Raw genomic sequence first — 22,016 nt, forward strand, 5'->3', positions numbered from 1 at the left:
ATCAATCTATTCACCCCTTAACGGCTGCCGGAGCAGCAGTTCAACGCGCCGGTTAGCTGCTCGCCCCTGCGGCGTTGCGTTAGTCTCCATGGGTTGGGTATCGGCATAGCCGACGGCCCGCATACGAGAAACATTGAGCCCTTGGCTCTCTAGGTGACGCACCACCGCAATGGCCCGCGCCGAGGACAACTCCCAATTAGACGGAAAGCGCGCTGTCGCAATGGGTACGTTATCGGTATGCCCTTCGACCGACACCTGTCCGTCAAAGGCGTTGAGAACATCCACCAGGCTGGCGACAAGATCGCGGCCTTGGGCGGTGAGCTCTGCCCGCCCGCTATCAAATAACAGGCTGTCGTTAATACGCAGCGTAACGCCTTCCTGCCCCTGGGAGACATCCACTCCGGGGATGCTGAGGCCGTCAAAGCGTGGCTGTAGACCCGCATTACGCGGTTGGATACCGGCCGCCAACGACGCCAAGGGCATGCTTTCAATGGCGTTAGGCGTCATCTCCGCAATGCTGCCCTCGGCCCCGGTGTCGTTGCCTCCCGGCGGTGCCAGCGAAAGCAACAGCACGAACAGAGTAATCAGCAGCGTCAGCACATCCAGGTAACTGGTTAACCAGCCTTCGTCGTCACCGCTTATCACCGGCGAGGGCTCTAATGTTTGACGCGTGTGACTATCTAGCATGCTAGCCACCTTTGGCGGCAGCGCTTGCTGAGACGCGTGGCTTCTTGACGTCCGGCTCCCGGATTTCGTCGTGGTAATCGGCGACAAAGGAATTCAGCGTTTCCTCGATAAACGACGGCAACCGCCGCTTGGTTATGAGCGAAATGCCTTCCAGCACCATGTTCATGGTGATCAAGCGCTCTTCGGTACGCCGCTCCAGCTTCACCGCAATGGGCTTGAACACAAGGTTGGCCAGCAAAATGCCATAAAACGTCGTCAGTAGCGCCACCGCCATACGCGGACCAATCACGTCCAGATTACCCGAATCCATGACCTCCAACATATTGACCAGGCCCACGAGCGTACCAATCATGCCAAATGCTGGTGCGTAGGTCGCCATGGTGCGAAAAATTTGCGCTTCGGCGTGCTCACGCGCCTTTAGTCGCGCGATGCGCCAGCGCAGCATGTCGAAAATTTCGTCTTCTTTCGTGTTGGCAATCACCAACTGAATGCCGGTACGCAAAAAAGGGTTGCGGGTATGTTCTAGGGCCGCCTCGACGGCCCTTACATCGCCTTTAAACCAAAGCCGCGACATGTCCACCAGCTCTTGTATGTCATCACGCACGTAGGTGTTTTCGCGGCGAAAGACAAGCCCTACCAGGCGCACCACGCGGAGCACTTCTTTGAGCGGATAGCTAATGAAGGTGGCCGCCAGCGTGCCAGTGACCACGATGGCAAGCCCAGGTAAATTGAGAAAGCTACCCGGCGACTCAGCGGTGAAAAACAAGACGCTTACCAGCAGTAAAATGCTGGCGAATATACCGATCAGCGTCGATGGATTCATATCGTGCTCCTTAAAGCATTAATACGCGGCATTAAACACCGTGTGGATGGCAGGGTGATGCCGCCGCATGGGTAGTGGCCGCTACGTAGGGTCGTTCAGCTTGGCGCGCAGGCGGCTAACCGCTTGGCTATGCAATTGAGAAACCCGCGACTCGGTGACTCCCAGCACTGCACCCACTTCTTTTAAGTTCAGCTCTTCTTGGTAATAAAGTGCCATCAGCAGCCTTTCACGTTCGGGCAGTGCATCTATCGCCTCCACCAGAGTCGCCCGCTGCTGGGCGTCGAGCAAATGGTCGAACGGCGAACTACCCGCCTCACGGCTATGCGGTTCGGATCCGTCGGCGACGAGTTCTTCAAAGGGCAGTAACTGGCCACTGTTGGTATCGTGTAGCAACTGCTGGTAGTCATCGAGCGGCATATCCAATGCTGCCGCGATTTCCGATTCTTCAGGAGCGCGCCCTAACGATTGCTCTAACCGCCTGACAGTCTCGTCGACAGCCCTGGCTGAACGACGCACGCTGCGGGGTAGCCAATCGCGGGTACGCAGTTCGTCTACCATGGCACCGCGGATGCGCTGACTGGCAAACGTCGCGAACGTGGCGCCCTGAGTAGCATCAAAGCGCCCTAAAGCCTCCAATAGCCCCATCATGCCTGCCTGGATTAAGTCGTCCAGCTCAATGCTGGCCGGCAACCTGACTTGAAGCGTCAAGGCCTGACGTCTTACCAGTGGCATGTACTCTTTCATCAGGTCGCTTTGTTTGATCCTGCCTTGTGCTGTGTACATCCTCTTGCCTCGCGGCTAAACCACCCTTCACTGGTAATTTATAATCATTTGCAGTCCTTTAACCCTGACGGGCCGCTGCCCTGGCCGTAGCGCAAATTGAAAGTGCAGCGGCATCGTTGCACGTGCTCCCGACAAAGCGCGGGTTTCGCCGCGCATGCCCGATAACGGGACGCAGCGCTCAGAATGACACAACCATGCATTTATCTGTGCCCCTGGGGCGTGCTGATACTGCCACTGGATTCGCTCAATGACCGCGCCGGGCACGGCAGCGCCAGCCGGAGGACTAACTGCTTCACTACGGCTGGCGCGATCACTCATGGCCACCGTCAACCCTGGCACGTGCGTGACCCAACTGCTGGAAGCCCCGTGGGCAAGCGAGCTACTGGCCAGTGCTAGTACCAAAACTCCAATCATATAACGCCAACAGCCTAGCATGGTTCGTTCCTTTTCATGAGCGAATTAGCCCCGTTTATTAGACGCTTTACCAGCGTTAGCCTCGCTCAGCGGGCCAGCAACAGAAGCTCTATCCCAAAATAGCGGTTGGCCGCTTGGCGCAAATTTTCCAGCAGACCCTGCCTGGGCAAGTGTGGTTCGTGGAGCGCCAGTAACCGCTGCGGCCCATTATGCTGGTGAAGCTGTTTTAACACATGGTACATGCGCCCGAACGCATCGGCATCGCTGCTTACCCAGAGGGCCCAGCGAGAATGCGCCTGGCTGAGCGAAGCGAGCTCAGGATCGTCCGGCATCACAACGCGGATATCCCAATCGGCTGGATCTTTGGCCCAAGCCCGCCCTAGCGCGGCCCACTGACCAAGACGCGCGCTAACCTTGCGCACCTGAACCGGCCCGCTGTCGGGCAGGCCAATGACCATTAGCGGCGTTTTAGGCGTAGGCGGGGTAACAGGCGGCGTCATGGCCGCCGCGCTTGGCACTATTGGCTCCCGATAGGCCATCGGACGGGGCGGCTCCGTCGCCTCGGGTGGCGCTTCATCGCCCCGCTGCTGGCGCTGCAGGTCGGCCCACTTGCGTAGTCCGGCGGCCTGGTCTTGTCCACTCATACCAAGCCCTCACGGTTAACGCTGCCCAATTGACGGATCGCATCTCGAGCCATGAAGGCATACACCAACGCATCAAGCAGCGCCGTATCGCGTCGGCGACGACGGCTACCTAACAGGTTCAATACATCGCTGTGCAGCGCCACCGCGGCTTCATCGTCGGCGCAGTCGAGATGTCCCGCCACGGCGGCAATACCACTAGCCATTAGCAGACGCACTTCAGGGCTTACGTCGCCGCTATCAGCGTCTTTTAACTGCTGCCAGGCGCGTCGCGTCAGCGCTGCCAGCCCTTCGCTTTGCAGCTGGGTCACTAACAGGCTCAGCACTTCATTGCCCAGCCTAGCCGGTGTGAGCCAGTAACGGCGAGTGACCACCTTGGCACTTTCCGGGTCGCGCACCTCGCCGTACCACGCCAACAACGAGCGACCGTCTTGATCACTGACTTCGGCATAGGCCGTCCACAGCGCCATCGGCTGGCCGCGAAAACGCACGTTGACGCGATGGTTGAGCGTACTTTCGGCAAATAACTGACGCAGCGCATAGCGTTCGCCGTGCAAGTGTACCCTAAGTGCCGGGGGGGCCAGGCTGACCCAGGTCAGGTATTGGCGCTCTAACCAGGTCAGTGCCTCACTGTCGGGCAGTGCCGGTAACAAATGGACGGCGACATCATCGCGCTCGCTAAAGGTCGCCATCCGCGGCTGCCAGCCCGCTGCTTGGCGATGTTGAAGCCAGGGCAGCGCCATCCACGCACCCTCTGCGTCGAGCCCTATATCCGGCATCGCCCAGTCACAGCCACGCTCATTACGGCGTGGCGACCAGGCCATACCCAGCATCCGCTGGGGGGGTGGGTAACCTGTCAGTAGCTCGTCTAGACGCTGATCCTGAAGCACGCTGGGCAAATTGGCGATGTCCCACACGCCCTCCAGGCGCTCGAAGCCGACCATCCGCTCGCGTAGCCGCGCAAACAATGATGAAAGGCGACGCCCCTGGCCAAGCACATCCCGCGACCAACGGGGCATGCTAATGGGGGCGGTCGATGCCGGTGCAGTGCCAGATTTAGCCGCATCGGTATTGAGCGCCTGATCAACCAGCGCGGCGGGGTCGGCCACCGCCATATCTTCGGGCACTTGCTGGCCGTAGGAACCAAACAAAACGCGCATGCCATGGCGCATAATAATGTCGAGAATCGGCGCGAGCCGCCCCGCTTCATCTTGTTTGGTGATGATGCAGTCATCCAGTTCGGCACCCGCCGCTCGAGCAGCTTGGCGATAGCGTAACACCACTTCTTCTAAGGTTTCAGGTTGGCTAGCGGCGTTGAGCAGCAGCACCAATCTGACCTTGGAACGACCGCCCTGCAAATGCGCGATCTGCTCAATCACTCGCTGGTCGCGCTGACTCATCCCCACGGTATCGATGATCACCCACTGCTTTCCTTGAAGGCGACTCAACAAATCATCGATAGGTTGTTCGGCGTCTAAGGCGTACATCGGGATATCGAGTAAGCGCGCGTAAATACGCAGTTGCTCATGGGCACCGATACGGAAGCTGTCGGTGGTCACCAGGGCGACCGGGCGGGTGCCATGGCGCATTACAAAACGGGCCGCCAGCTTGGCGGTGGTGGTCGTCTTGCCCACGCCCGTTGGGCCAACAAGCGCGACAATGCCGGTTTGATCAAAAAACTGCTCTTCGTCCTGAAGCACGGGTAATCGCGACATCAGCCGCTCGCGCAACCATGCTAACGCCTGCTCGTTTTCGGCCGTTTGCTCTGCCAAGGCACCTGGCAGCCCCGTTAATACATCGTCAGCTAATTCGGCGCTGAAACCTACGCCGCAGAGCAGTTGTCGCCAATACTCGACCCCACTGGCGGTCGAGGCAGAGACTGCACTGCGATCGGTTTGCTGAGAGGCAAGCAATGAGCGCATGTCCTGCATCTCGCGCAGTAAGCGCTCACTCATTGATTCAAGCGGGTCTTTGGGCGCGGCAACAGGTTCGCTCGGCGGCGGGGAGGGCTCAAAATGGTCAACGGCTTCATCGGCCATGGCGAGAATTTCCACACCGCCTTCAGTACGGCGGTTCGCCACGATCAAGGCGTCGTCACCCAGCGCTTCACGCACCTGGCGCATCACATCGCGGCTATTGGCACCTACGAAACGTCTAACACTCATGTATTACCCTCGGCCCGTAAGTAAATCAGCAGCGCTAGCATGCCTAGCGTCCTCCAACCACGGTAGTCACCCGCAGCGTACGGTCGTCGGGAATTTCAGCTTGCGATAAGACTGCCATATTTCGCAAACGGCGACGCAGGAATCGTGACAGCACGGCGCGCAGAGAATGCTGCACCACCAGTACCGGGGGCTCGCCGCTCCTCTCGTGTCGATCCAATGCCTCCTGGGCCTGGGTCATCAACGTTTCGGCAAGCCCTGGCTCCATTGCGCCGTTGCCGTTCATCGCCTGAACCAGCACTTGCTCTAGCTGAGCATCCAGGCCCATCACGTTTAAGGTGTCTTGACCGGCAAACCACTGCTGGGTAATCGCCCGACCAAGGGCCACACGCACCAACGCGGTAAGCTCATTGGCGTCTTGCTGTTGGGCAGCGTATTCCGCCAGCGTGTCGAGGATCGTCCGCATATCGCGGATCGACACGTCCTCATCCAGCAGATTTTGCAGGATTCGCTGCAGGACGGTCAGCGAAATAGCCTTGGGTATAACTTCTTCGACCAGCGATTTTTGTTCGCTGCCCAGTTTATCCAGCAGTTTTTGGACTTCTTGGCGGCCCAACATTTCCGGCGAGTGACGATGCAGCAGGTGGTTGAGGTGCGTGGCGATCACGGTACTGGCATCAACCACCGTGTAGCCATAGACCTGCGCGTGTTCTCGCTGACTTGCATCGATCCACACCGCCGGCAGACCGAACGCCGGGTCTTGCGTTGGCGTACCCTGCAGATCGCCTGACACCTGCCCGGGGTCAATGGCCAGCCATTTGCCCGGATAAGCCTCGGCGCGCCCGATTTCAGCGCCTTTCATCGACAGAACATAATCGTTGGGCGACAGCTCCAGGTTATCGCGGATATGCACAACCGGCGGTAAAAACCCCACCTCCTGGGCGAATTTTTTACGCACGCTTTTAATCCGGCCAAGCAGCTCGCCTTTTTGCCGGGAATCGACCAACGGAATCAAGCGATGGCCTACTTCAAGGCCCAGCGTATCGACCAATTGAACGTCTTCCCAACTGGCTTCGGGTGCCTCCTGCATCGGCGGGGGCGCCGCAGAAATTTCCTCTTTGACTAGCGCCTGCTCTTGGCGGCGCATAATGTACCAGGCCAGCCCGGCGAGCAGCAGGGTAAACAGCAAGAAAACCATGTTGGGCATGCCCGGCACGATGCCTAACAGCCCCATAACCATCGCCGCCAAGATCATCACCTGTGGGTTGACGAACAGCTGGCTGATCATCTGCTGACCCACATCCTGGTCGGTATTTACCCGTGATACCGTCACACCAGCGGCCGTTGAGATAACCAATGCGGGTATTTGCGCGACCAAACCATCGCCAATCGCCAGTAGCATATAGGTGCGACCGGCGTCGCCGAAGCTCATATCGTGTTGCAGCATGCCAATCATCAGGCCGCCAATGATATTGACCACCATAATCACCAGGCCTGCCACCGCGTCGCCACGCACAAACTTACTGGCACCATCCATCGACCCGTAAAAATCGGCTTCCTGGGCGATTTCGGCACGCCGAGCTTTGGCATCCTCCTCGGCGATTAGCCCCGCGTTGAGGTCGGCGTCAATTGCCATCTGCTTACCGGGCATAGCATCCAGCGTGAAGCGAGCACCCACTTCGGCAATCCGGCCGGCGCCTTTGGTAATGACCATGAAGTTGATGATCACGAGGATCAAAAAGACCACCAAGCCAACCGCAAAATTACCGCCTACTAGAAACGCGCCGAAGGCCTCAATGACCTTACCGGCGGATGCGCCACCCTGGTGACCTTCCATCAATACCACGCGGGTGGAGGCGACGTTCAGCGATAGCCGCAGCAGTGTGGTAAACAGCAGCACGGCGGGGAAAGCCGCAAAGTCGAGAGGCTTTTGCGCAAACATGCTGACCATCAACACCATGATGGCCATAGCGATATTGAAGGTGAACAACAAATCCAGCGCAAACGGGGGCAGGGGCACGATCATCATGCCCAAAATCATCAGGATCAGTAGCGGCCCGGCGAGCAACTGTACCTTAACGTCGCTCACCCAGGTCTGCTTACTCATCAGTTGGCTAAAGCCTTTCATGTATGAGCCTCATCGCCACCGGTGCCGCGTCCGGGGGTTTCCATTTCCGGTGGAACCGGCAGATTATCGGGGGTAGGGGGCACTTCGCCTCCTTGTTGCGCTACATTTTTCAAACGATATGCCCAGGCCATGACTTCCGCTACGGCAGTATACAGATCGGCCGGAATTTCAGCGTCCAGATCGACGTGATGATACAGCGCGCGGGCAAGCGGTGCTGCCTCTAATCGCGGCACCTGCGCTTCGTTGCCAATTTCACGGATACGTTCGGCCACCGCATCGGCGCCTTTTGCCACCAGACGCGGGGCACCCATCTGCCCTTCTTGGTACGTCAGCGCGACGGCGTAGTGGGTCGGGTTGGTGATGATGACGTCCGCGTCGGGGACTTTGCTCATCATACGGCCCCGCGCCATGGCTTGCTGCTGTTGACGAATGCGCGCTTTAACCTGCGGATCGCCTTCCGATTCTTTGTGTTCGCGCTTTACTTCTTCCTGACTCATGCGCAGCTTTTTGGCATTGCTCCAAAGCTGGAACGGTACATCAATCAAAATCACCACGATCAGCGCCAAGACCATCAGTCCCGCCGCTTGCGCGGCCATGGTTAGCGCGCTGGCCAACGCTTGGTGAACGGGTTGGACCATCAGCGACATGAGCTTGCCTATATTGAAATATAAAAACGTCCCCGCTACCCCGCCGACCAGCAGCGACTTGGCAATCGCTTTGGCTAACTCAATCAGCGCCTGCGAAGAGAGGATGCGCTTGACCCCGGCAACAGGGTTTAACTTGGATAACTTGGGCTGCATCGATTTCCCAGAAATCAGAAATCCGCCCAACAACCCAGGGGCCACCAATGCGATTACCGCCAAGAGCAAAAATAGCGGCATCATGGCAAACAGTGTGCGCTGACCAAGATCCAATGCATTGGTGAGCATTGGCATGTTTTCCATGGCTTCGCGGCGCTCAAATAAAAACGCCTGCTCCATGACGATACCCAGCTGGTTGTAGAGCATTTTTCCCATGCTCCACAAGCCAATAACGCCGCCCAAAAGCACCAGAAAGGTGGTCAATTCCCGAGACCTGGGAACCTGACCTTCCTCACGCGCCTTTTCCATTCGCCTGGGCGTGGCGTCTTCGGTCTTTTCCTGGTCGCTATCGTCTTCTGCCATACGGTCATCCGGCCAGGTAATTTATCGCGGCTAAACACGTGAACAGCCGCCCCTAAGGACGGCTGAGCGGAACATCGTGTAGCCCGATTAAACGTTCACACAGTGCGTTAGAAGCCCAATTCGTCCAGTAGATCGTCAACCTGATCCTGCCCGGTCACGATATCTGGTGCATTGTCCTTCACTTGAGGCCCATTCAAAAGGTCTTCGTTACGCCGTGCATTCTCGTTTTTCCACTGATCCTCGGCCTTGCGTTGCATCGTTTCTCGTGCGTGGGCACCAGGAACGTTGTCGATGAGCACCTGAACTAGCTGGTGTTCGATCTCGCGAATGACGTCCATCATCTTTTTGATGACCTGACCGGTGAGGTCCTGGAAGTCCTGCGCCATCATGATTTCCATCAGCTCTTTGTTGGTCGCCGCCGTCATCTCCGGCACGCTTCCTAGGTAGCCGCGTGTCTCTTTGACCAACGCCTTGGCCTCATCCAGCTCCTGGGGCGCTTCAAACCAATCGGACCAGCGCTTATCCAACGCCTCGGCCTGGTCGCTAAGCTGATCCTGCAGCGGCTGGGCTCGATCAATCGCGTTGAGCGAACGATCCGCTGCTTGCTCGGTCATCGTCGCTACGTAGTGCAACCGATCACGCGCATCGGGTATCGCTTCCGCCGCTTTTTCAATTTCCTTATCCAACCCCAGCTCGCGCATGTTTTCTCTCAACATGCGTGTCAGCTTACCGACGCGATGGATCAGATCTTCGGCGGCCTCATCGGACAGTTGAGTAGAACCGGACTGCTCATTCTGGCTCATGATGTTCTCTCCTTGTAATCCCGGCCCGCAGGCCGCGCCGTGTTACTTACCCATTTTCTCGAAGATTTTATTGAGCTTTTCTTCAAGAGTGGCGGCGGTAAACGGCTTCACAACGTAGCCATTAGCGCCCGCTTGGGCCGCCGCAATGATGTTTTCTTTCTTGGCTTCCGCCGTGACCATCAACACTGGTAGCTCTTTAAGGGCGTCATCTTGACGGAGTTCTTTGAGCATCTCCAGACCGTCCAAATTGGGCATGTTCCAGTCGGAGACCACAAACTCGAAGTTGCCGGCACGCAGCTTGTTTAACGCATCTTGCCCGTCTTCTGCTTCTTCAACGTTGGTAAAACCAAGTTCTTTTAACAAACTACGTACAATACGACGCATGGTGGGGAAATCATCCACCACCAAAAAGCTCATATTCTTATCTGCCATGGGTCATCCTCTTGTCTGTCGGGGCTAGTTAAAATTCTTCCCAATCGTCATGCTCGCTGGGCGATGGCAATGAACGTTTGGGCGTATTTGATGATGCCTACGCGGCTGGCGCGGCCACCGCTTTAGGCCTTGCGTATGTCTGCTACGTTTGCTGATGAGCCACCTGCATACCCACCAGCTTAAACACCGCCACGACGCCTTCAAGTCGGTTAGCTTGTGCTCTTCTAATGAGGAAGCCACAGCGGTAGCCTGATTTTGTTGGGTGACTTGATCCATTACAGTCAAAGCTAACCATTATTGTCTCTATACCCGCTGCGCTCGTCCAGACGAGGCAATCAGTGACATTAAGCGTGCAGGTATTTCATCTAGTGCCGTGACATCGGCGGCACCGCCCATGGCAATCGCCTCGCGCGGCATACCGAAAACCACACAACTTTGTTCATCCTGGGCAATGGTTGCCGACCCAGCCTGGCGCATTTCAAGCAGCCCGGCGGCACCGTCTTTACCCATTCCGGTGAGAATCACGCCAATAGCATTTTTACCGGCCTGATCGGCGGCCGAATGAAACAGTACGTCCACCGAAGGACGGTGGCGATTGACCGGTGGCCCATCGTTGAGGCGTGCCACATAGTTGGCCCCGCTGCGCGCCAGGGTAAGGTGCCGGTCACCCGGCGCAATATAGGCATGGCCGGGCAACACACGCTCGCCGTCGGTGGCTTCTTTAACGCTTATACGGCATAGTCGATCCAACCGTTCAGCAAACGAACGGGTAAACCCGCCCGGCATGTGCTGGGTGATCAAAATCGCTGGCGCGTTGGCCGGCAGTGGCTCAAGGACTGCGCGGATTGCTTCGGTTCCGCCGGTTGAGGCCCCGATAATAATCAGCTTTTCACTCGACACCATGGGCGCTTTGAGCTCGGCAGGCGGCGGGGTGTTTTTATGCCGCGCCTGACGTGGCCGCGAACGTGCGGCGGCACGCAGCTTTTCAGCAATTTCGTTGGAATAGTCCATCATTCCGCTACGGATACCCAAACTGGGCTTGGCAACGAAGTCCAACGCGCCTAGCTCCAGGGCGCGCAGCGTTATTTCCGAGCCGCTTTGGGTCAGCGACGACACCATTAGCACTGGCATCGGGCGCAGGCGCATTAAGCGCTCCAGAAAATCCAGCCCGTCCATGCGCGGCATTTCCACATCAAGGGTCAACACATCTGGATTATGCTGTTTAATCAGGTCACGAGCGGCAATGGGGTCAGGGGCCACCGCCACCACTTCCATGTCGGGCTGAGAATTAATAATTTCTGTCAACAGATCGCGGATTAGCGCCGAGTCGTCAACACATAACACTTTTATTTTGGCTGCACTCAAAGCACGCCTCCTTTCCGTCAAGCCATCTGCCGCGCGAATCCTTGTTAGGTCATCCGCTAGGCTGCGCCAAGGCAGTTCAATAATTTATCGGTTTGCCAGGTTATAAACCGTTTGCCCACGCAGCTTGAACACATCGCTGATGTAAGAAAAATTCTCCGAATGACCGGCAAATAAAAGTCCATCGGGCTTAAGCAGGGGAGCAAAGCGCTTCAGTATTTTAGCTTGGGTTTCTTTATCGAAATAAATCATAATGTTACGGCAAAAAATAACGTCAAAAGGCCCTTTGACCGGCCACTGCGGCGCGAGCAGGTTCATGGGCATAAACTCAACCAGCGACGTCACTTCCGGGCGCACTCTGGCCAAACCGAGGTGGTTGCCGGTGCCCTTCTGGAAAAAACGTTTTATGCGCGCGTCCTCCAATTTCCGTACTTGCTCTTGGGGATAAATCCCCTTACGCGCTTTGTCCAACGCATCGGTATCAATATCCGTGGCCACCACTTTGGCCTGCGAAGCCCGACTGCCGAGCGTTTCGAGCAGCGTCATAGCGATCGAATAAGGTTCTTCGCCGGTGGATGCCGCCGAACACCATACCGATACGGGTTCCTGCTTATTCTTAAGGTGGTCTGCCAATAACGGAAAATGGTGGGCCTCACGAAAAAACGCAGTGAGGTTAGTTGTCAGCGCATTAGTAAACGCTTCCCACTCTTTGGCATCCGGCTGACGCTCAAGACGCGAGAGGTAATCACTAAACCGAGTTAGGCCGTGGTGGCGTAGCCGCTTCGCCAATCGGCTGTAGACCATCTCACGCTTGTGTTCGGCCAGCACAATGCCCGCACGCTGGTAGATCAGCTCGCGGATACGGGTAAAGTCAGCATTGGTCAGTTCCAGGTCGCGCTCAATTTGGCTGCTGGACGTCCACTGGCCGATATCGACTTTTTCATGTTGCTCGGTCAAAATATTTCCCACTCCTCTACAAAGCCTTAACCCGCTTACTATTCAGCCAACGGGATGGTTGCGCGACACGGTGAGTCTTGAGAAACAACCGATAGCGGGCATTGAGCGGCATGCCGTTCTTACTTCAACGGCAGCGCCTCTCGCGGATTATTACCCGACAGGGTAGTTATCGGCCCGTACGTCGCCTACTTGAACGTTTTTAGCGTTTCCTTTAACGCTTAAAACGCCTCCCATTCGTCAGCTGTTTCAGCGCTAACCGGCGCTCGCGTGGTGGAACGCTTTGATGGGGTGGGCAATGGTGTAGCCGCGGGAGCAGTGGTTCGCGGACTTACGGGGGGCTCAGCAACTCGAAAGCGCTCGACAGCCTCGCGTAAACGTCCCGCTTCACTTTCCAATTCGTTCGCACTGTGCGACGCTTGTTGCACCAACTCAGCATTTTGCTGAACCACTTGATCCATTTGCGCAACGGCCTGGTTAACCTGACCAATGCCGTTGCTCTGCTCTTCGGAGGCAGCGGCGATTTCATCCATAATATCGCTAACCCGCTGCACGGCCGCGACGAGATCCTGCATCGTTTGACCCGCCTGATTAACCCGCTTAGTCCCTACATCGACCTTGCTCAGCGAGGCATCAATCAGGGAACGAATATCCTTTGCCGCATTGGCACTGCGGCTCGCCAGGCTGCGGACTTCCTGCGCGACGACGGCAAAACCTCTGCCATGCTCGCCGGCCCGCGCAGCCTCTACCGAGGCATTGAGCGCCAGGATATTCGTCTGGAAGGCGATATTGTCGATGAGAGTAATGATATCGGCGACCTGATGAGAGCTGGCGCTGATGTCCTGCATCGTATTAACGATCTCGCCGACCTCCTCACCGCTACGACGCGCGGTCAGAGTAGCATCTCCCGCTAGCTGGCTAGCCTGGCGGGCGTTATCGGCATTATGGCCTACCGTCGAGGCAAGCTGCTCCATACTGGAGGCGGTTTCCTCCAATGAAGAGGCCTGCTGCTCAGTGCGCGATGATAAATCATTATTACCGCTGGCAATCTGATGCGAACGCTCAAAAATCGATGTCCCGCTAGTGCGCACAACGCCTACGGTGTGCGATAGCGACTCTTGCATGTGCGCCATGGCCACATAAAGACGGCCAATTTCGTTTTTACCCGGGGCGGTAATGCGCTGGCTTAGATCGCCCTTTGCCATGCGCTCAAAATAGCCCACTAAGTTATCCAGTGGACGCAGCACATTGGTAGTCACGCCCCACACCACGATGACCACAGTGGCAATGGTGACCAACACAACGCCCAATAATATCCAGCGTATTTGCGCGGCAAACGCGGTGAAGGCCTGCTGCTGCGACGCCGCATCGCTACTGTTTAAAACGATATCTGCTCCGTGGTGTAGCGCGTAAAGGCCAATGCCACACGCCAACAACACCATGGCCGTAAACGTCACCAGCACCAGCCCCCAACTCAGCCGGACGGTCATATTATTCATTACTTGTCGTATTACCTGCGCCACTCACCGACCTCCTCACTATCAGCGACTCGTCACCACATTCCCTTGCGGCCCGGGCGCTGACCTAATAATCATGCACGTATCCCTGTGCTGCAGAAAATCCGTTTTACTGTTGGCTCGCGCCTTCTACCAGGGCCATTTCTTCACTGGTAAGTAGCTTGTCGATATCCACGATGACCAGCATGCGATCTTCCAGGCTGCCCAACCCGCTTAAAAAGTCGGAGGAGAGAGTGACGCCAAACTCAGGCGCTGGCTTAATTTGATCGGGTGTCAGCGTCATGACGTCAGATACGCCATCCACCACGATGCCCACGACACGATCGGCCACGTTGACGACAATGACCACGGTTTGGCCGCCGTACTCAACATTTTCGAGGTGGAATTTAATGCGCAGGTCGACGATCGGTACGATCACGCCGCGCAAATTGGTCACCCCTTTAATAAAGTCAGGCGCGTTGGCGATACGCGTAACGTTTTCGTAACCACGTATTTCCTGAACTTTTAAAATATCAATGGCGTACTCTTCTTCACCCAGAGAGAACACCAGAAACTCACTATTATCCGCTTCAGTCGCGAGGACCGCCCCATTTTTTGCTTGGTTCATGACGGTTCAGACTCCTTATAAAAAGACATTGTTTGCGTATTGGCTGGTTTACCAGCCTCTTTTTTTGCCCGACTTAGCCGATGCAAGCCGGAAATATCTAAAATCAGCGCCACACTGCCGTCGCCGAGAATTGTCGCCGCCGAGATGCCGGGCACTTTGCGGTAATTATCTTCCAGGTTTTTAACCACTACCTGCTGCTGGCCAATCAGTTCGTCCACCAACATGGCGTAGCGGCGTCCTTCGCCTTGCACAATCACCGCAATGCTTTTCGTCGGGTCGGTAATCGCGTTTTCGACGTCCAGCACTTCGTGAATGGCGACCACAGGCAGGTATTCATCGCGCACCTTCAGCACCACGTCGTCACCCGCCATGGCATACATGTCGTCTTTATTAGGCTGCAATGACTCCAACACCGTGGAGAGCGGTAAAATAAAGGTTTCACCGCCCACTTTGATCGACATACCGTCCAAAATCGCCAGCGTCAGCGGCAGCACGATACTGGTGATCGTCCCCTCGCCTTTCTTGGACTGGATCTCAACGCGCCCGCCCATGCCCTGGATGTTACGTTTCACCACATCCATACCTACGCCACGCCCGGATACATCGGTGACTTCATTCGCGGTCGAGAAACCTGGCGCAAAGATTAGCTGAAAGACATCTTCGTCCGACATGGTATCGGAGACGTTCAGGCCATTTTCCTTGGCTTTGGCGAGCAAACGATCACGATCAAGCCCAGCCCCATCATCTCGCACCTCAATCAGGATATTACCGCCCTGATGGCGCGCAGCGAGGGTCAACTTACCGGTGCGCGGTTTGCCAATCGACTCGCGGACATCGGGCATTTCGATGCCATGATCGAGACTGTTGCGCACTAAGTGGGTTAACGGGTCGGTGATCCGCTCCACCAAGCTTTTATCCAGCTCGGTAGATTTGCCTTCGGTGACAAGTTCGATTTCTTTACCTAGCTTGCCGGCGGTATCGCGCACCACGCGGGGAAAGCGGCTAAACACAAACTCCATGGGAATCATGCGAATTGACATCACCGATTCCTGCAGATCACGGGCATTACGCTGTAACAGGCTCATGCCGTTTTGCAGCGAGCTATTGCCTACCGACTGGTCATCCAAATCGCTTACCGTTTGATCGAGCATCGACTGGGTAATGATCAGCTCGCCGACCAGGTTAATAATTTGGTCGACCTTATCCACCGACACACGAATGGACGACGACTCAGCGGCGGGTTTCTTCGCCTTGCCCTTAGCCGCGCCCTCGTCGGCAGCCGCTTTAGCGGGTGCCTGAGCTTTTGGTTCTGCGGGCGGTGCCGATGCGTTTGGCTCCGCTGGCGGCGGCGATGCAGGCGTGTCGTTTACCGGCGCTTCCACCTTTGCCTCACCAGAGGCAACCGGCTGAATATCGATTTGATTGGGCTCGATAATAAAGCACATAACCGCTTCAATATCGTCGGCGCTTACGCTGCCGCTGAGTATGACTTCGTAGCGTTTATCGTCTCCCGACTGGGATTGGATATCGCCTAGCTGCTCAAGTTCTTCGACGAGCAAGACACGGTCTTTCTCGTCTACATCTATTAGCGCCACCTTTAATTGGCCCGCGGACTCATTGACCGCCGGCTCTTGCTCAGCGGGCGTGTCGTCAGCGGGAGCCGTGGTGCTGGCAAGAGGCGTCGTTTCCGCCGGTGCTTCTAGCGACTGACCAATCTCTTCCAGGGCAATTTGTTGCAACGTCTGGCAGATCCGCTCGTACGTCTCTTGATCGGGCTCTTCCTCGCTGCGGTAGGCATTGAGTTGATCGTGCATGATATCTTTGGCCTCTAAAAATGTATCAACGAGGTCAGCCCTTAGCGCCAGCTCCCCTTTACGCGCGTAATCCAGTAGGTTTTCAAGGATGTGCGTTGTCTTTTGAAGCACGGTGAAGCCGAAGGTGCCTGCGCCCCCTTTGATCGAGTGCGCAGCACGAAAAATAGCGTTGAGCTGTTCGCTGTCAGGATCGTCAACGTCAAGCTCTAGTAAGTGCTGCTCCATATCCGCAAGCAGCTCTTCAGCCTCTTCAAAAAAGGTGTCAAAAAAATCTGCTATATCCATGCACCGTTCCCTACCTTCACGTAAAAGTATTATCACGAACGCCGTGTTATTCGGCGTTCGTCGCCTCTTGTTCTAAGTCTGGTTGTTCTGAGTCTATTGATTGCTCGGGGTTTTGTGCGGGTGCTGCGTCCTCGCTGCCCTCTTCCGCTGACTCTGAAAGCACCGTGGAAATATCTGTTTCCATCACCACCGGGTTGCGGATGGCCTCAGCAATTTCAGGTAACAAGATAATCAGCTCGATACGCCGGTTAATCGGATCGTCAGGTTCAGTATCTGGAAGTTGCGCCCGGTCTGCATAACCGGAAACGCGCAACAGTTGATCGGGGTCAAGCCCCCCCGCCACCAGCTCTTGCCGGGAGGCGTTAGCCCGGTCGTTCGACAACTCCCAGTTGCTATATCCCCGATACCCACCGGCATAGGGAACACTGTCCGTGTGCCCGCCAATACTCAGGTCGTTGGGTAACTCATTGAGTAGTGGAGCAATAGTACGCAACAAATTACGCATGTAGGGAGCCACCTGATTGCTGCCCAACTCGAACATAGGGCGCTGCTCGGTATCCAGCACCTGGATGCGCAGACCCTCGCGGGTCAAGTCAAACCGCAGTTGAGAACGCAGCTGGCGTAGCTCAGGGTCGAGCTCAATGGCCCGCTCGATGCGTTCTTGCACGTCCATAAAAAAGCGACGCTCTTGCATACTTGGACGGGTCGCTTGCATCAAATCAATGCGGGCGCGTTCGCCATCGCTGTGCGTTGGATCAGGTCCTCCACCGGGAATCGCGCTAGTGCTACCCGAACGATCGCCGCCGGTAATGGCCGTCACCAGCGGTGTACTGAAGTATTCGGCCACACCTTTGCGCTGTTCTTCGCTGGAAACGCTGAGTATCCAAAGCACCAGAAACAATGCCATCAAGGCAGTCATAAAATCCGCCAGGGCAATTTTCCATGCGCCACCGTGGTGCGCTTGCACAACTTTTTTGCGCCGAATAATTATCGGGCGCTTATCTCCCGCTGCACTCATGCACTACCCGCTTTTTTGGCGTCGCGTACGTAGTCTTCCAGCTCGTTGAAGGTGGGACGCTCAGTGCTGTGGAGTGCTTTACGACCAAATTCCACGGCCAGCTGCGGTGCATAGCCATGCAGGCTCGCCAACAAAGTAATTCGCATGCACTGAAGCATTTTTTCAGCTTCTTTCGCCTGACGCTCAATGTAGCTGGCTACGGGGCTGACAAAGCCATAACCCAACAAAATACCCACAAAAGTGCCCACCAAGGCGGTGGCAATCATTTGACCCATGACCTCCGGACCGCCATCGGCATAGGTCAACGCTTTCACAACCCCCATCACCGCCGCCACGATACCAAAGGCGGGCATTGCATCGCCGACTTTAGCAATCGCATCAATGGGGATATGAGCTTCCTGCTCAAACGCCTCAATTTCATGCAGCATCAACTCGTCGATTTCCATGGGCTCCATGCCACCACTGACCATCAAGCGCAAATAGTCGGTGAGGAAATTCATGATATGTGGATCAGCCAATATTGTCGGGTGCTCTTGGAACAGCGGACTTTCCTCAGGGTTATCAATATCCCGCTCGATGCCCAACATGCCTTCACGACGAATTTTTGAAAGCAGTTTGTACTGCAGCGCCATTAACTCCATGTACATCGCTTTATTGTACTTTTTGGTACGCTTTAGCTTCGGCATAATTTTGAAGGTGGCTTTGATCGCTTTGCCATTGTTAGACGCCAGAAACGCCCCTACACCGGCCCCCCCGATCATCAATAGCTCAAGAGGCTGATACAAAGGGCCCATGCTGCCGCCCGCAAGCACGTAGCCACCGAATACCGAAAGCAATAAAACGATGTAACCTAAGAGGATCAGCACAAGCAATGTTCCTTCACTATTTCAATGGTCTGTAACGGAACCAACAGTGCGCCGTTACGTCTTGATGTTATGTCGTACTGGATGCCGGTTTACACATCTGCCGTGTCTTGCCTGCCCGCGAGGGGGGCTGGCAAATGCCGCATACATAGTCATGCATAGGGCTGTGCGCATGGGCCACAAAGCGCCCACCGCAACGGGTACAAGACGACAGTTGAAGCAAGTCGCTCTCAAAAAAACGCACCAATGTCCACGCTCGAGTCAGGCCTAATACCGGCTCCACGTCTTCTACTTCAATTTGCTCGCCATATAGCCGATAGGCTTTTACGAAGGCGTCAATCCGCTCGCAGCCAGCCTCTTTAATTAAGCTGATGTATATGTTGTAAAATAAGGAAGAGTGAATATTCGGCAGCCAAGTAATAAACCAATCGGTCGAAAAAGGCAGCATACCTTTCGGCGGCGACATCCCTCTTACTTCTTTGTATAACTTGATTAAACGAGTACGACTGAGCTCCGTCTCAGTTTCAAGCACTTGAAGCCTTGCCCCCAGTTCGATCAGCTCAATAGCCAGCTGCACCTGATGCATTTCGTCTACTAAGCTTTTTTGACTCACGTGCTATCCTCCGGCGGCATCGATTCGTACCCCTCTCCCGCCAGTAGCAACGAGGCATGCAAGCCTGCAAGCCCCTGATCGCGAGGGTTATCCGTCACCTGCTGCAAGCGCTCAGCGCTGGCCTGCCCAAATCGACAGATCAACTGGTTAGTCCGCGCTAGTTTCGTCAACTGTCGCGCATTAAGCGATACAAGCAGATCCGCCATTTGGCCATCGACTTTCAGACGGAACATGCCGGCTTCGCGGTCTTCGCTCAATAAGCGCTGTGCGAGAAGCAAGTACGCTAAATTGATTTCCTGTATTTCATCGAGAAAGCTGGTTTGACTCATAGTGTCCTATCAAACGACACGGGCGCTTTTATTACCGTTGTACTAGCGCCATGAATGATTTTGTAACGACCCAAACTCATGGTTACATACAACGTATATATTGGCTACTCAGCGCTTTCACGCTTATGCAGTCCAGTCTCCGACAACTCAAATACCCAGACTAATAGTTCAGCAATTATTTGATAAAGATTGGCTGGAATTTCCGCATCTAAATCCAGCTGCATCAATAGCGCCACCAACTCTGGCGCATCATGCACATAAATACCTTGGCGCTGTGCTTCGGCCATGATCCGTTCGGCAAGCTCGCCGTAGCCTTTGGCAACGACCCGTGGCGCTCGGTCATGATCCTGATAGGCCAGCGCAACGGCCTGACGTCGCGACTCATCCGATGACATCCGACACCTCCTCGACGTAACGCGCTCGCACCTGCACTTTGCGCAAGTCTAACGCCTCCAAACGCGCCTCTAGCGAAGGCAAACCCGCTTCCAAACGCTGATGCACTTGTGCATCACTGGCGGTTAAGTCAACGTTCAAGACACCCTGGTAGAGCCGCAGCGATACACTAAACGCACCAAACCCCGGCACCTCAAGCTGCATGTCAGACTGCCAGCTGTCCTCAGCCGCAGATTGCTCATCACCGCCTTCCTGCGACTGCTCACGGGTCGGCAAATTAATCGCCAACGCCATAAAAATCCCGGCCCATACATCGCCTTCCCACCGAATCGTCGGCGTGACGAGCATCTCCAACTGCTGACGCACCAGGCTTTGTAGGCTTTCATGCACCACTTCACGGGGCTGCCGGTTAGGCATAATATCCAGTGCGTCGCGGGCCAGACGCGAGTCGATATTTGCCTGCTGCGCCTCTTTAGCATTCGCGGAAACCTCAGCGGCACTGAGTAACGCTGAACCCGCCGGCGGTGGCGGCGTAAACGGTTGTGCATTAGCCACCGGCGCGCGTGCGGCCGCCGCCTCACTGCCAGCGGGAACCAACGGTGTATTCGGTAAAATGGCCGCGTTAGTCGGCGACGCTACAAGCAGTGGCGCGGTGCCGCTTGGCATCATACTTGAGGACATCATCCCGAACCCGCTGCTGCCCGCCTGCGGGACAACGCCCGCGCCTAACGCAGTAGAGACCAAGGGCGTGGGCACCGAAGCCCGCGGCCCAGCCTGCATTTGCGGCTCTCTTAACAACTGCTGGCGGCTAGCGTCACCTTGAAACCAGCGCTTAAGGTGCGCCTCGTAAAAGAGCCCGCTATCCCGCACGCTGGCCTCAAGCCGGCTCGCCAATTGCGTTGAAGACGCTGGTTCCGCATTATTCATTAGCGGGGCCTCGGCACGCATGACGGTCGGCGGGGCAGGAAAGCGCAGCAGTACATCGGCTATGCTGCGTGCCGCCGGACTGAAATGCGTTTGGGTTGAGCCCGGTGGCAATGTTGGTGCATCGCCTCGCTGAGCGGGTAAACGTCCACCGTCTAACTGGGGCGGTAGACCTCTAAGATCACGCAGCGTCGTGGAAGCAGTGTCACGCCCATCTAGTCGTGCATCACCCATCAAGGCGCGAGGGCCTTCGCCCGGCGCAACGGGCTTGACCGGTTGATCCATTAATCGTTGATTCGACACCTCGCCTCGCCGCCCCAACACCTGGTGGAGCAAGGTATCGATCAAGGGATTAATGGTGCTCACGACGACCTCGATGTCTGTTCGTCATCGCCTATGCCACCTATTGACTGCTGAGGCGCATAGGCACGATGTAAACTGCGCTGCCGCTGAGTCACATTGATCAACCGCCCTAACTCGTCACGGCGAGCGATCAACTGTCGGCGAATTTCCACATCTTGCTCTAGGATCGCTTCCAATAGCTCCGCTTTATGTTGCTGCGCAGAGGAATCAAGCGTCACGGAGGTATCCAACTCGCGCAGCTTTTCCACCAGCAGCACGTAGTGAGTGCGCTGATCAATCAACTCTGCCCATTGTTCATTATCGGCCAATTGATGCATATACGTGACGCTATCGAGCAGCGCCGTGTAAGTATCAATGAGCGTCTGTTGGGCACTATCATGCACCGTGGTGGAAGCCGACATTATTGCCTCATGCAGTTTGCTGTTGGCCAATTTCACGCCACGCAGAGGCAATATCCTCAAGCAGCCGTTCAGCTTCGTCCAGGCTCGCTTCGTCATTGCGCAAGTTTGCGTTCAACAGCAAGCGTCCAACGTAGCTATATAAAGAGCTTAATTGCGCCGCAATCTCGCCGCCTTTTTCGCCATCGAGGGCAGCGGCCAAACCGTTATTCACAATATCGATCGCTTTAGAGATTGATCGGCCTTTTTCCGCCGTATTACCCGCCTGCATATGGATACGCGCCGCCCGAATAGCCGCTTGCGCCCCATCAAACAACATGACGATGAGCTGATGAGGATCAGCTGACATAACACCGCTTTCAACGCCCACTCTTGCGTAAGCCTTGGCACCTCGGCCATAGGCGGCAGCACCGCGCGAGTACGTCATACGTGATACTCCTGATTGCGTGGCTACCCGAAGCGGTGCAGCCACAAAGCAAATTAACTGCAAGCCAATCGCCATGACCGCCTGCTAATAAAGGTTATCGGCGTTCACCGAAG

Annotated in this window: 23 protein-coding genes; all 23 read right to left on the reverse strand. The window is 56.0% G+C overall.

The window, feature by feature from the left end; all coding sequences use genetic code 11:
• Positions 1 to 6: 6 nt before the first annotated feature.
• Entirely contained in the window at positions 7 to 687 is a 681-nt protein-coding gene (locus BLR97_RS06510) for an OmpA/MotB family protein (RefSeq protein WP_089703701.1), read from the reverse strand.
• A gap of 1 nt (position 688) precedes the next feature.
• Positions 689 to 1,510 carry a motility protein A gene (locus BLR97_RS06515; protein WP_089703704.1) on the reverse strand — a complete coding sequence of 274 codons (822 nt, stop codon included), beginning with the start codon at positions 1,508 to 1,510 and terminating at the stop codon, positions 689 to 691.
• Positions 1,511 to 1,591: 81 nt separating this feature from the next.
• Positions 1,592 to 2,293, reverse strand: a complete 702-nt coding sequence (locus BLR97_RS06520) for an RNA polymerase sigma factor FliA (RefSeq protein ID WP_089703707.1) — start codon at positions 2,291 to 2,293, stop codon at positions 1,592 to 1,594.
• A 27-nt stretch (positions 2,294 to 2,320) separates the two neighbouring features.
• Positions 2,321 to 2,728 carry a flagellar protein FlhE gene (locus tag BLR97_RS06525; protein ID WP_089703711.1) on the reverse strand — a complete coding sequence of 136 codons (408 nt, stop codon included), beginning with the start codon at positions 2,726 to 2,728 and terminating at the stop codon, positions 2,321 to 2,323.
• 65 nt (positions 2,729 to 2,793) lie between these two features.
• Positions 2,794 to 3,351, reverse strand: coding sequence for a hypothetical protein (locus BLR97_RS06530; RefSeq protein ID WP_089703715.1), 558 nt, complete (start codon positions 3,349 to 3,351; stop codon positions 2,794 to 2,796).
• Positions 3,348 to 5,513, reverse strand: coding sequence for a flagellar biosynthesis GTPase FlhF (gene flhF, locus BLR97_RS06535; protein ID WP_089703718.1), 2,166 nt, complete (start codon positions 5,511 to 5,513; stop codon positions 3,348 to 3,350). The genes BLR97_RS06530 and flhF overlap by 4 nt, the downstream gene beginning before the upstream one ends.
• Before the next feature lie 43 nt (positions 5,514 to 5,556).
• Positions 5,557 to 7,638 carry a flagellar biosynthesis protein FlhA gene (gene flhA / locus BLR97_RS06540; protein WP_089703721.1) on the reverse strand — a complete coding sequence of 694 codons (2,082 nt, stop codon included), beginning with the start codon at positions 7,636 to 7,638 and terminating at the stop codon, positions 5,557 to 5,559.
• Positions 7,635 to 8,801, reverse strand: a complete 1,167-nt coding sequence (gene flhB, locus BLR97_RS06545; RefSeq protein WP_089703725.1) for a flagellar biosynthesis protein FlhB — start codon at positions 8,799 to 8,801, stop codon at positions 7,635 to 7,637. Before flhB ends, flhA begins: the two co-directional genes overlap by 4 nt.
• Positions 8,802 to 8,908: 107 nt before the next feature.
• Positions 8,909 to 9,604, reverse strand: coding sequence for a protein phosphatase CheZ (cheZ, locus tag BLR97_RS06550; protein ID WP_089703729.1), 696 nt, complete (start codon positions 9,602 to 9,604; stop codon positions 8,909 to 8,911).
• A gap of 42 nt (positions 9,605 to 9,646) precedes the next feature.
• Complete coding sequence (gene cheY, locus BLR97_RS06555) at positions 9,647 to 10,036, reverse strand: chemotaxis response regulator CheY (protein WP_089703731.1); 390 nt, start codon at positions 10,034 to 10,036, stop codon at positions 9,647 to 9,649.
• A gap of 303 nt (positions 10,037 to 10,339) precedes the next feature.
• Positions 10,340 to 11,401: a protein-glutamate methylesterase/protein-glutamine glutaminase gene (locus tag BLR97_RS06560; RefSeq protein WP_089703734.1), complete on the reverse strand. Its 1,062-nt coding sequence runs from the start codon at positions 11,399 to 11,401 to the stop codon at positions 10,340 to 10,342.
• 84 nt (positions 11,402 to 11,485) lie between these two features.
• Positions 11,486 to 12,355 (reverse strand): CheR family methyltransferase, encoded by an 870-nt coding sequence (locus BLR97_RS06565; RefSeq protein WP_089703737.1) that lies wholly within the window; start codon positions 12,353 to 12,355, stop codon positions 11,486 to 11,488.
• A gap of 218 nt (positions 12,356 to 12,573) precedes the next feature.
• Complete coding sequence (locus tag BLR97_RS06570) at positions 12,574 to 13,851, reverse strand: methyl-accepting chemotaxis protein (RefSeq protein ID WP_089703741.1); 1,278 nt, start codon at positions 13,849 to 13,851, stop codon at positions 12,574 to 12,576.
• A gap of 127 nt (positions 13,852 to 13,978) precedes the next feature.
• Positions 13,979 to 14,476, reverse strand: a complete 498-nt coding sequence (cheW, locus tag BLR97_RS06575) for a chemotaxis protein CheW (RefSeq protein ID WP_089703744.1) — start codon at positions 14,474 to 14,476, stop codon at positions 13,979 to 13,981.
• The gene (gene cheA, locus BLR97_RS06580; protein ID WP_089703747.1) at positions 14,473 to 16,575 is read right to left on the reverse strand and encodes a chemotaxis protein CheA; all 2,103 of its coding nucleotides are present in this window, start codon (positions 16,573 to 16,575) and stop codon (positions 14,473 to 14,475) included. The genes cheW and cheA overlap by 4 nt, the downstream gene beginning before the upstream one ends.
• Positions 16,576 to 16,621: 46 nt before the next feature.
• Positions 16,622 to 17,593 (reverse strand): flagellar motor protein MotB, encoded by a 972-nt coding sequence (motB, locus tag BLR97_RS06585; RefSeq protein WP_089703751.1) that lies wholly within the window; start codon positions 17,591 to 17,593, stop codon positions 16,622 to 16,624.
• Positions 17,590 to 18,459, reverse strand: a complete 870-nt coding sequence (motA, locus tag BLR97_RS06590; protein ID WP_089703754.1) for a flagellar motor stator protein MotA — start codon at positions 18,457 to 18,459, stop codon at positions 17,590 to 17,592. The genes motB and motA overlap by 4 nt, the downstream gene beginning before the upstream one ends.
• 67 nt (positions 18,460 to 18,526) lie before the next feature.
• The gene (gene flhC / locus BLR97_RS06595) at positions 18,527 to 19,069 is read right to left on the reverse strand and encodes a flagellar transcriptional regulator FlhC (RefSeq protein ID WP_089703757.1); all 543 of its coding nucleotides are present in this window, start codon (positions 19,067 to 19,069) and stop codon (positions 18,527 to 18,529) included.
• Positions 19,066 to 19,398 carry a flagellar transcriptional regulator FlhD gene (gene flhD / locus BLR97_RS06600; protein ID WP_089703760.1) on the reverse strand — a complete coding sequence of 111 codons (333 nt, stop codon included), beginning with the start codon at positions 19,396 to 19,398 and terminating at the stop codon, positions 19,066 to 19,068. Before flhD ends, flhC begins: the two co-directional genes overlap by 4 nt.
• 104 nt (positions 19,399 to 19,502) lie before the next feature.
• Positions 19,503 to 19,793, reverse strand: a complete 291-nt coding sequence (locus BLR97_RS06605; protein ID WP_089703763.1) for an EscU/YscU/HrcU family type III secretion system export apparatus switch protein — start codon at positions 19,791 to 19,793, stop codon at positions 19,503 to 19,505.
• Positions 19,780 to 21,081, reverse strand: coding sequence for a flagellar hook-length control protein FliK (gene fliK / locus BLR97_RS06610; RefSeq protein ID WP_089703768.1), 1,302 nt, complete (start codon positions 21,079 to 21,081; stop codon positions 19,780 to 19,782). Before fliK ends, BLR97_RS06605 begins: the two co-directional genes overlap by 14 nt.
• Positions 21,078 to 21,479: a flagellar protein FliT gene (gene fliT / locus BLR97_RS06615; RefSeq protein ID WP_089703772.1), complete on the reverse strand. Its 402-nt coding sequence runs from the start codon at positions 21,477 to 21,479 to the stop codon at positions 21,078 to 21,080. Before fliT ends, fliK begins: the two co-directional genes overlap by 4 nt.
• Before the next feature lie 7 nt (positions 21,480 to 21,486).
• On the reverse strand, positions 21,487 to 21,903 hold the full coding sequence (gene fliS, locus BLR97_RS06620) for a flagellar export chaperone FliS (protein WP_089703774.1): 417 nt from the start codon (positions 21,901 to 21,903) through the stop codon (positions 21,487 to 21,489).
• Between the last annotated feature and the right edge of the window lie 113 nt (positions 21,904 to 22,016).

Source organism: Vreelandella arcis (assembly GCF_900103865.1).
Taxonomy (GTDB): Bacteria; Pseudomonadota; Gammaproteobacteria; order Pseudomonadales; family Halomonadaceae; genus Vreelandella; species Vreelandella arcis.

Excerpts from the sequence above, each read along its gene's own strand:
- cheW (WP_089703744.1), bottom strand. The coding sequence starts at position 14,476 with ATGAACCAAGCAAAAAATGGGGCGGTCCTCGCGACTGAAGCGGATAAT.
- flhD (WP_089703760.1), bottom strand. The coding sequence starts at position 19,398 with ATGAGTCAAACCAGCTTTCTCGATGAAATACAGGAAATCAATTTAGCG.
- fliT (WP_089703772.1), bottom strand. The coding sequence starts at position 21,479 with ATGTCGGCTTCCACCACGGTGCATGATAGTGCCCAACAGACGCTCATT.
- flhA (WP_089703721.1), bottom strand. The coding sequence starts at position 7,638 with ATGAAAGGCTTTAGCCAACTGATGAGTAAGCAGACCTGGGTGAGCGAC.
- motB (WP_089703751.1), bottom strand. The coding sequence starts at position 17,593 with ATGAGTGCAGCGGGAGATAAGCGCCCGATAATTATTCGGCGCAAAAAA.
- flhF (WP_089703718.1), bottom strand. The coding sequence starts at position 5,513 with ATGAGTGTTAGACGTTTCGTAGGTGCCAATAGCCGCGATGTGATGCGC.
- BLR97_RS06525 (WP_089703711.1), bottom strand. The coding sequence starts at position 2,728 with ATGCTAGGCTGTTGGCGTTATATGATTGGAGTTTTGGTACTAGCACTG.
- BLR97_RS06515 (WP_089703704.1), bottom strand. The coding sequence starts at position 1,510 with ATGAATCCATCGACGCTGATCGGTATATTCGCCAGCATTTTACTGCTG.
- BLR97_RS06605 (WP_089703763.1), bottom strand. The coding sequence starts at position 19,793 with ATGTCATCGGATGAGTCGCGACGTCAGGCCGTTGCGCTGGCCTATCAG.
- cheZ (WP_089703729.1), bottom strand. The coding sequence starts at position 9,604 with ATGAGCCAGAATGAGCAGTCCGGTTCTACTCAACTGTCCGATGAGGCC.
- BLR97_RS06520 (WP_089703707.1), bottom strand. The coding sequence starts at position 2,293 with ATGTACACAGCACAAGGCAGGATCAAACAAAGCGACCTGATGAAAGAG.
- BLR97_RS06510 (WP_089703701.1), bottom strand. The coding sequence starts at position 687 with ATGCTAGATAGTCACACGCGTCAAACATTAGAGCCCTCGCCGGTGATA.
- cheY (WP_089703731.1), bottom strand. The coding sequence starts at position 10,036 with ATGGCAGATAAGAATATGAGCTTTTTGGTGGTGGATGATTTCCCCACC.
- BLR97_RS06530 (WP_089703715.1), bottom strand. The coding sequence starts at position 3,351 with ATGAGTGGACAAGACCAGGCCGCCGGACTACGCAAGTGGGCCGACCTG.
- cheA (WP_089703747.1), bottom strand. The coding sequence starts at position 16,575 with ATGGATATAGCAGATTTTTTTGACACCTTTTTTGAAGAGGCTGAAGAG.
- flhB (WP_089703725.1), bottom strand. The coding sequence starts at position 8,801 with ATGGCAGAAGACGATAGCGACCAGGAAAAGACCGAAGACGCCACGCCC.
- fliS (WP_089703774.1), bottom strand. The coding sequence starts at position 21,903 with ATGACGTACTCGCGCGGTGCTGCCGCCTATGGCCGAGGTGCCAAGGCT.
- BLR97_RS06570 (WP_089703741.1), bottom strand. The coding sequence starts at position 13,851 with ATGAATAATATGACCGTCCGGCTGAGTTGGGGGCTGGTGCTGGTGACG.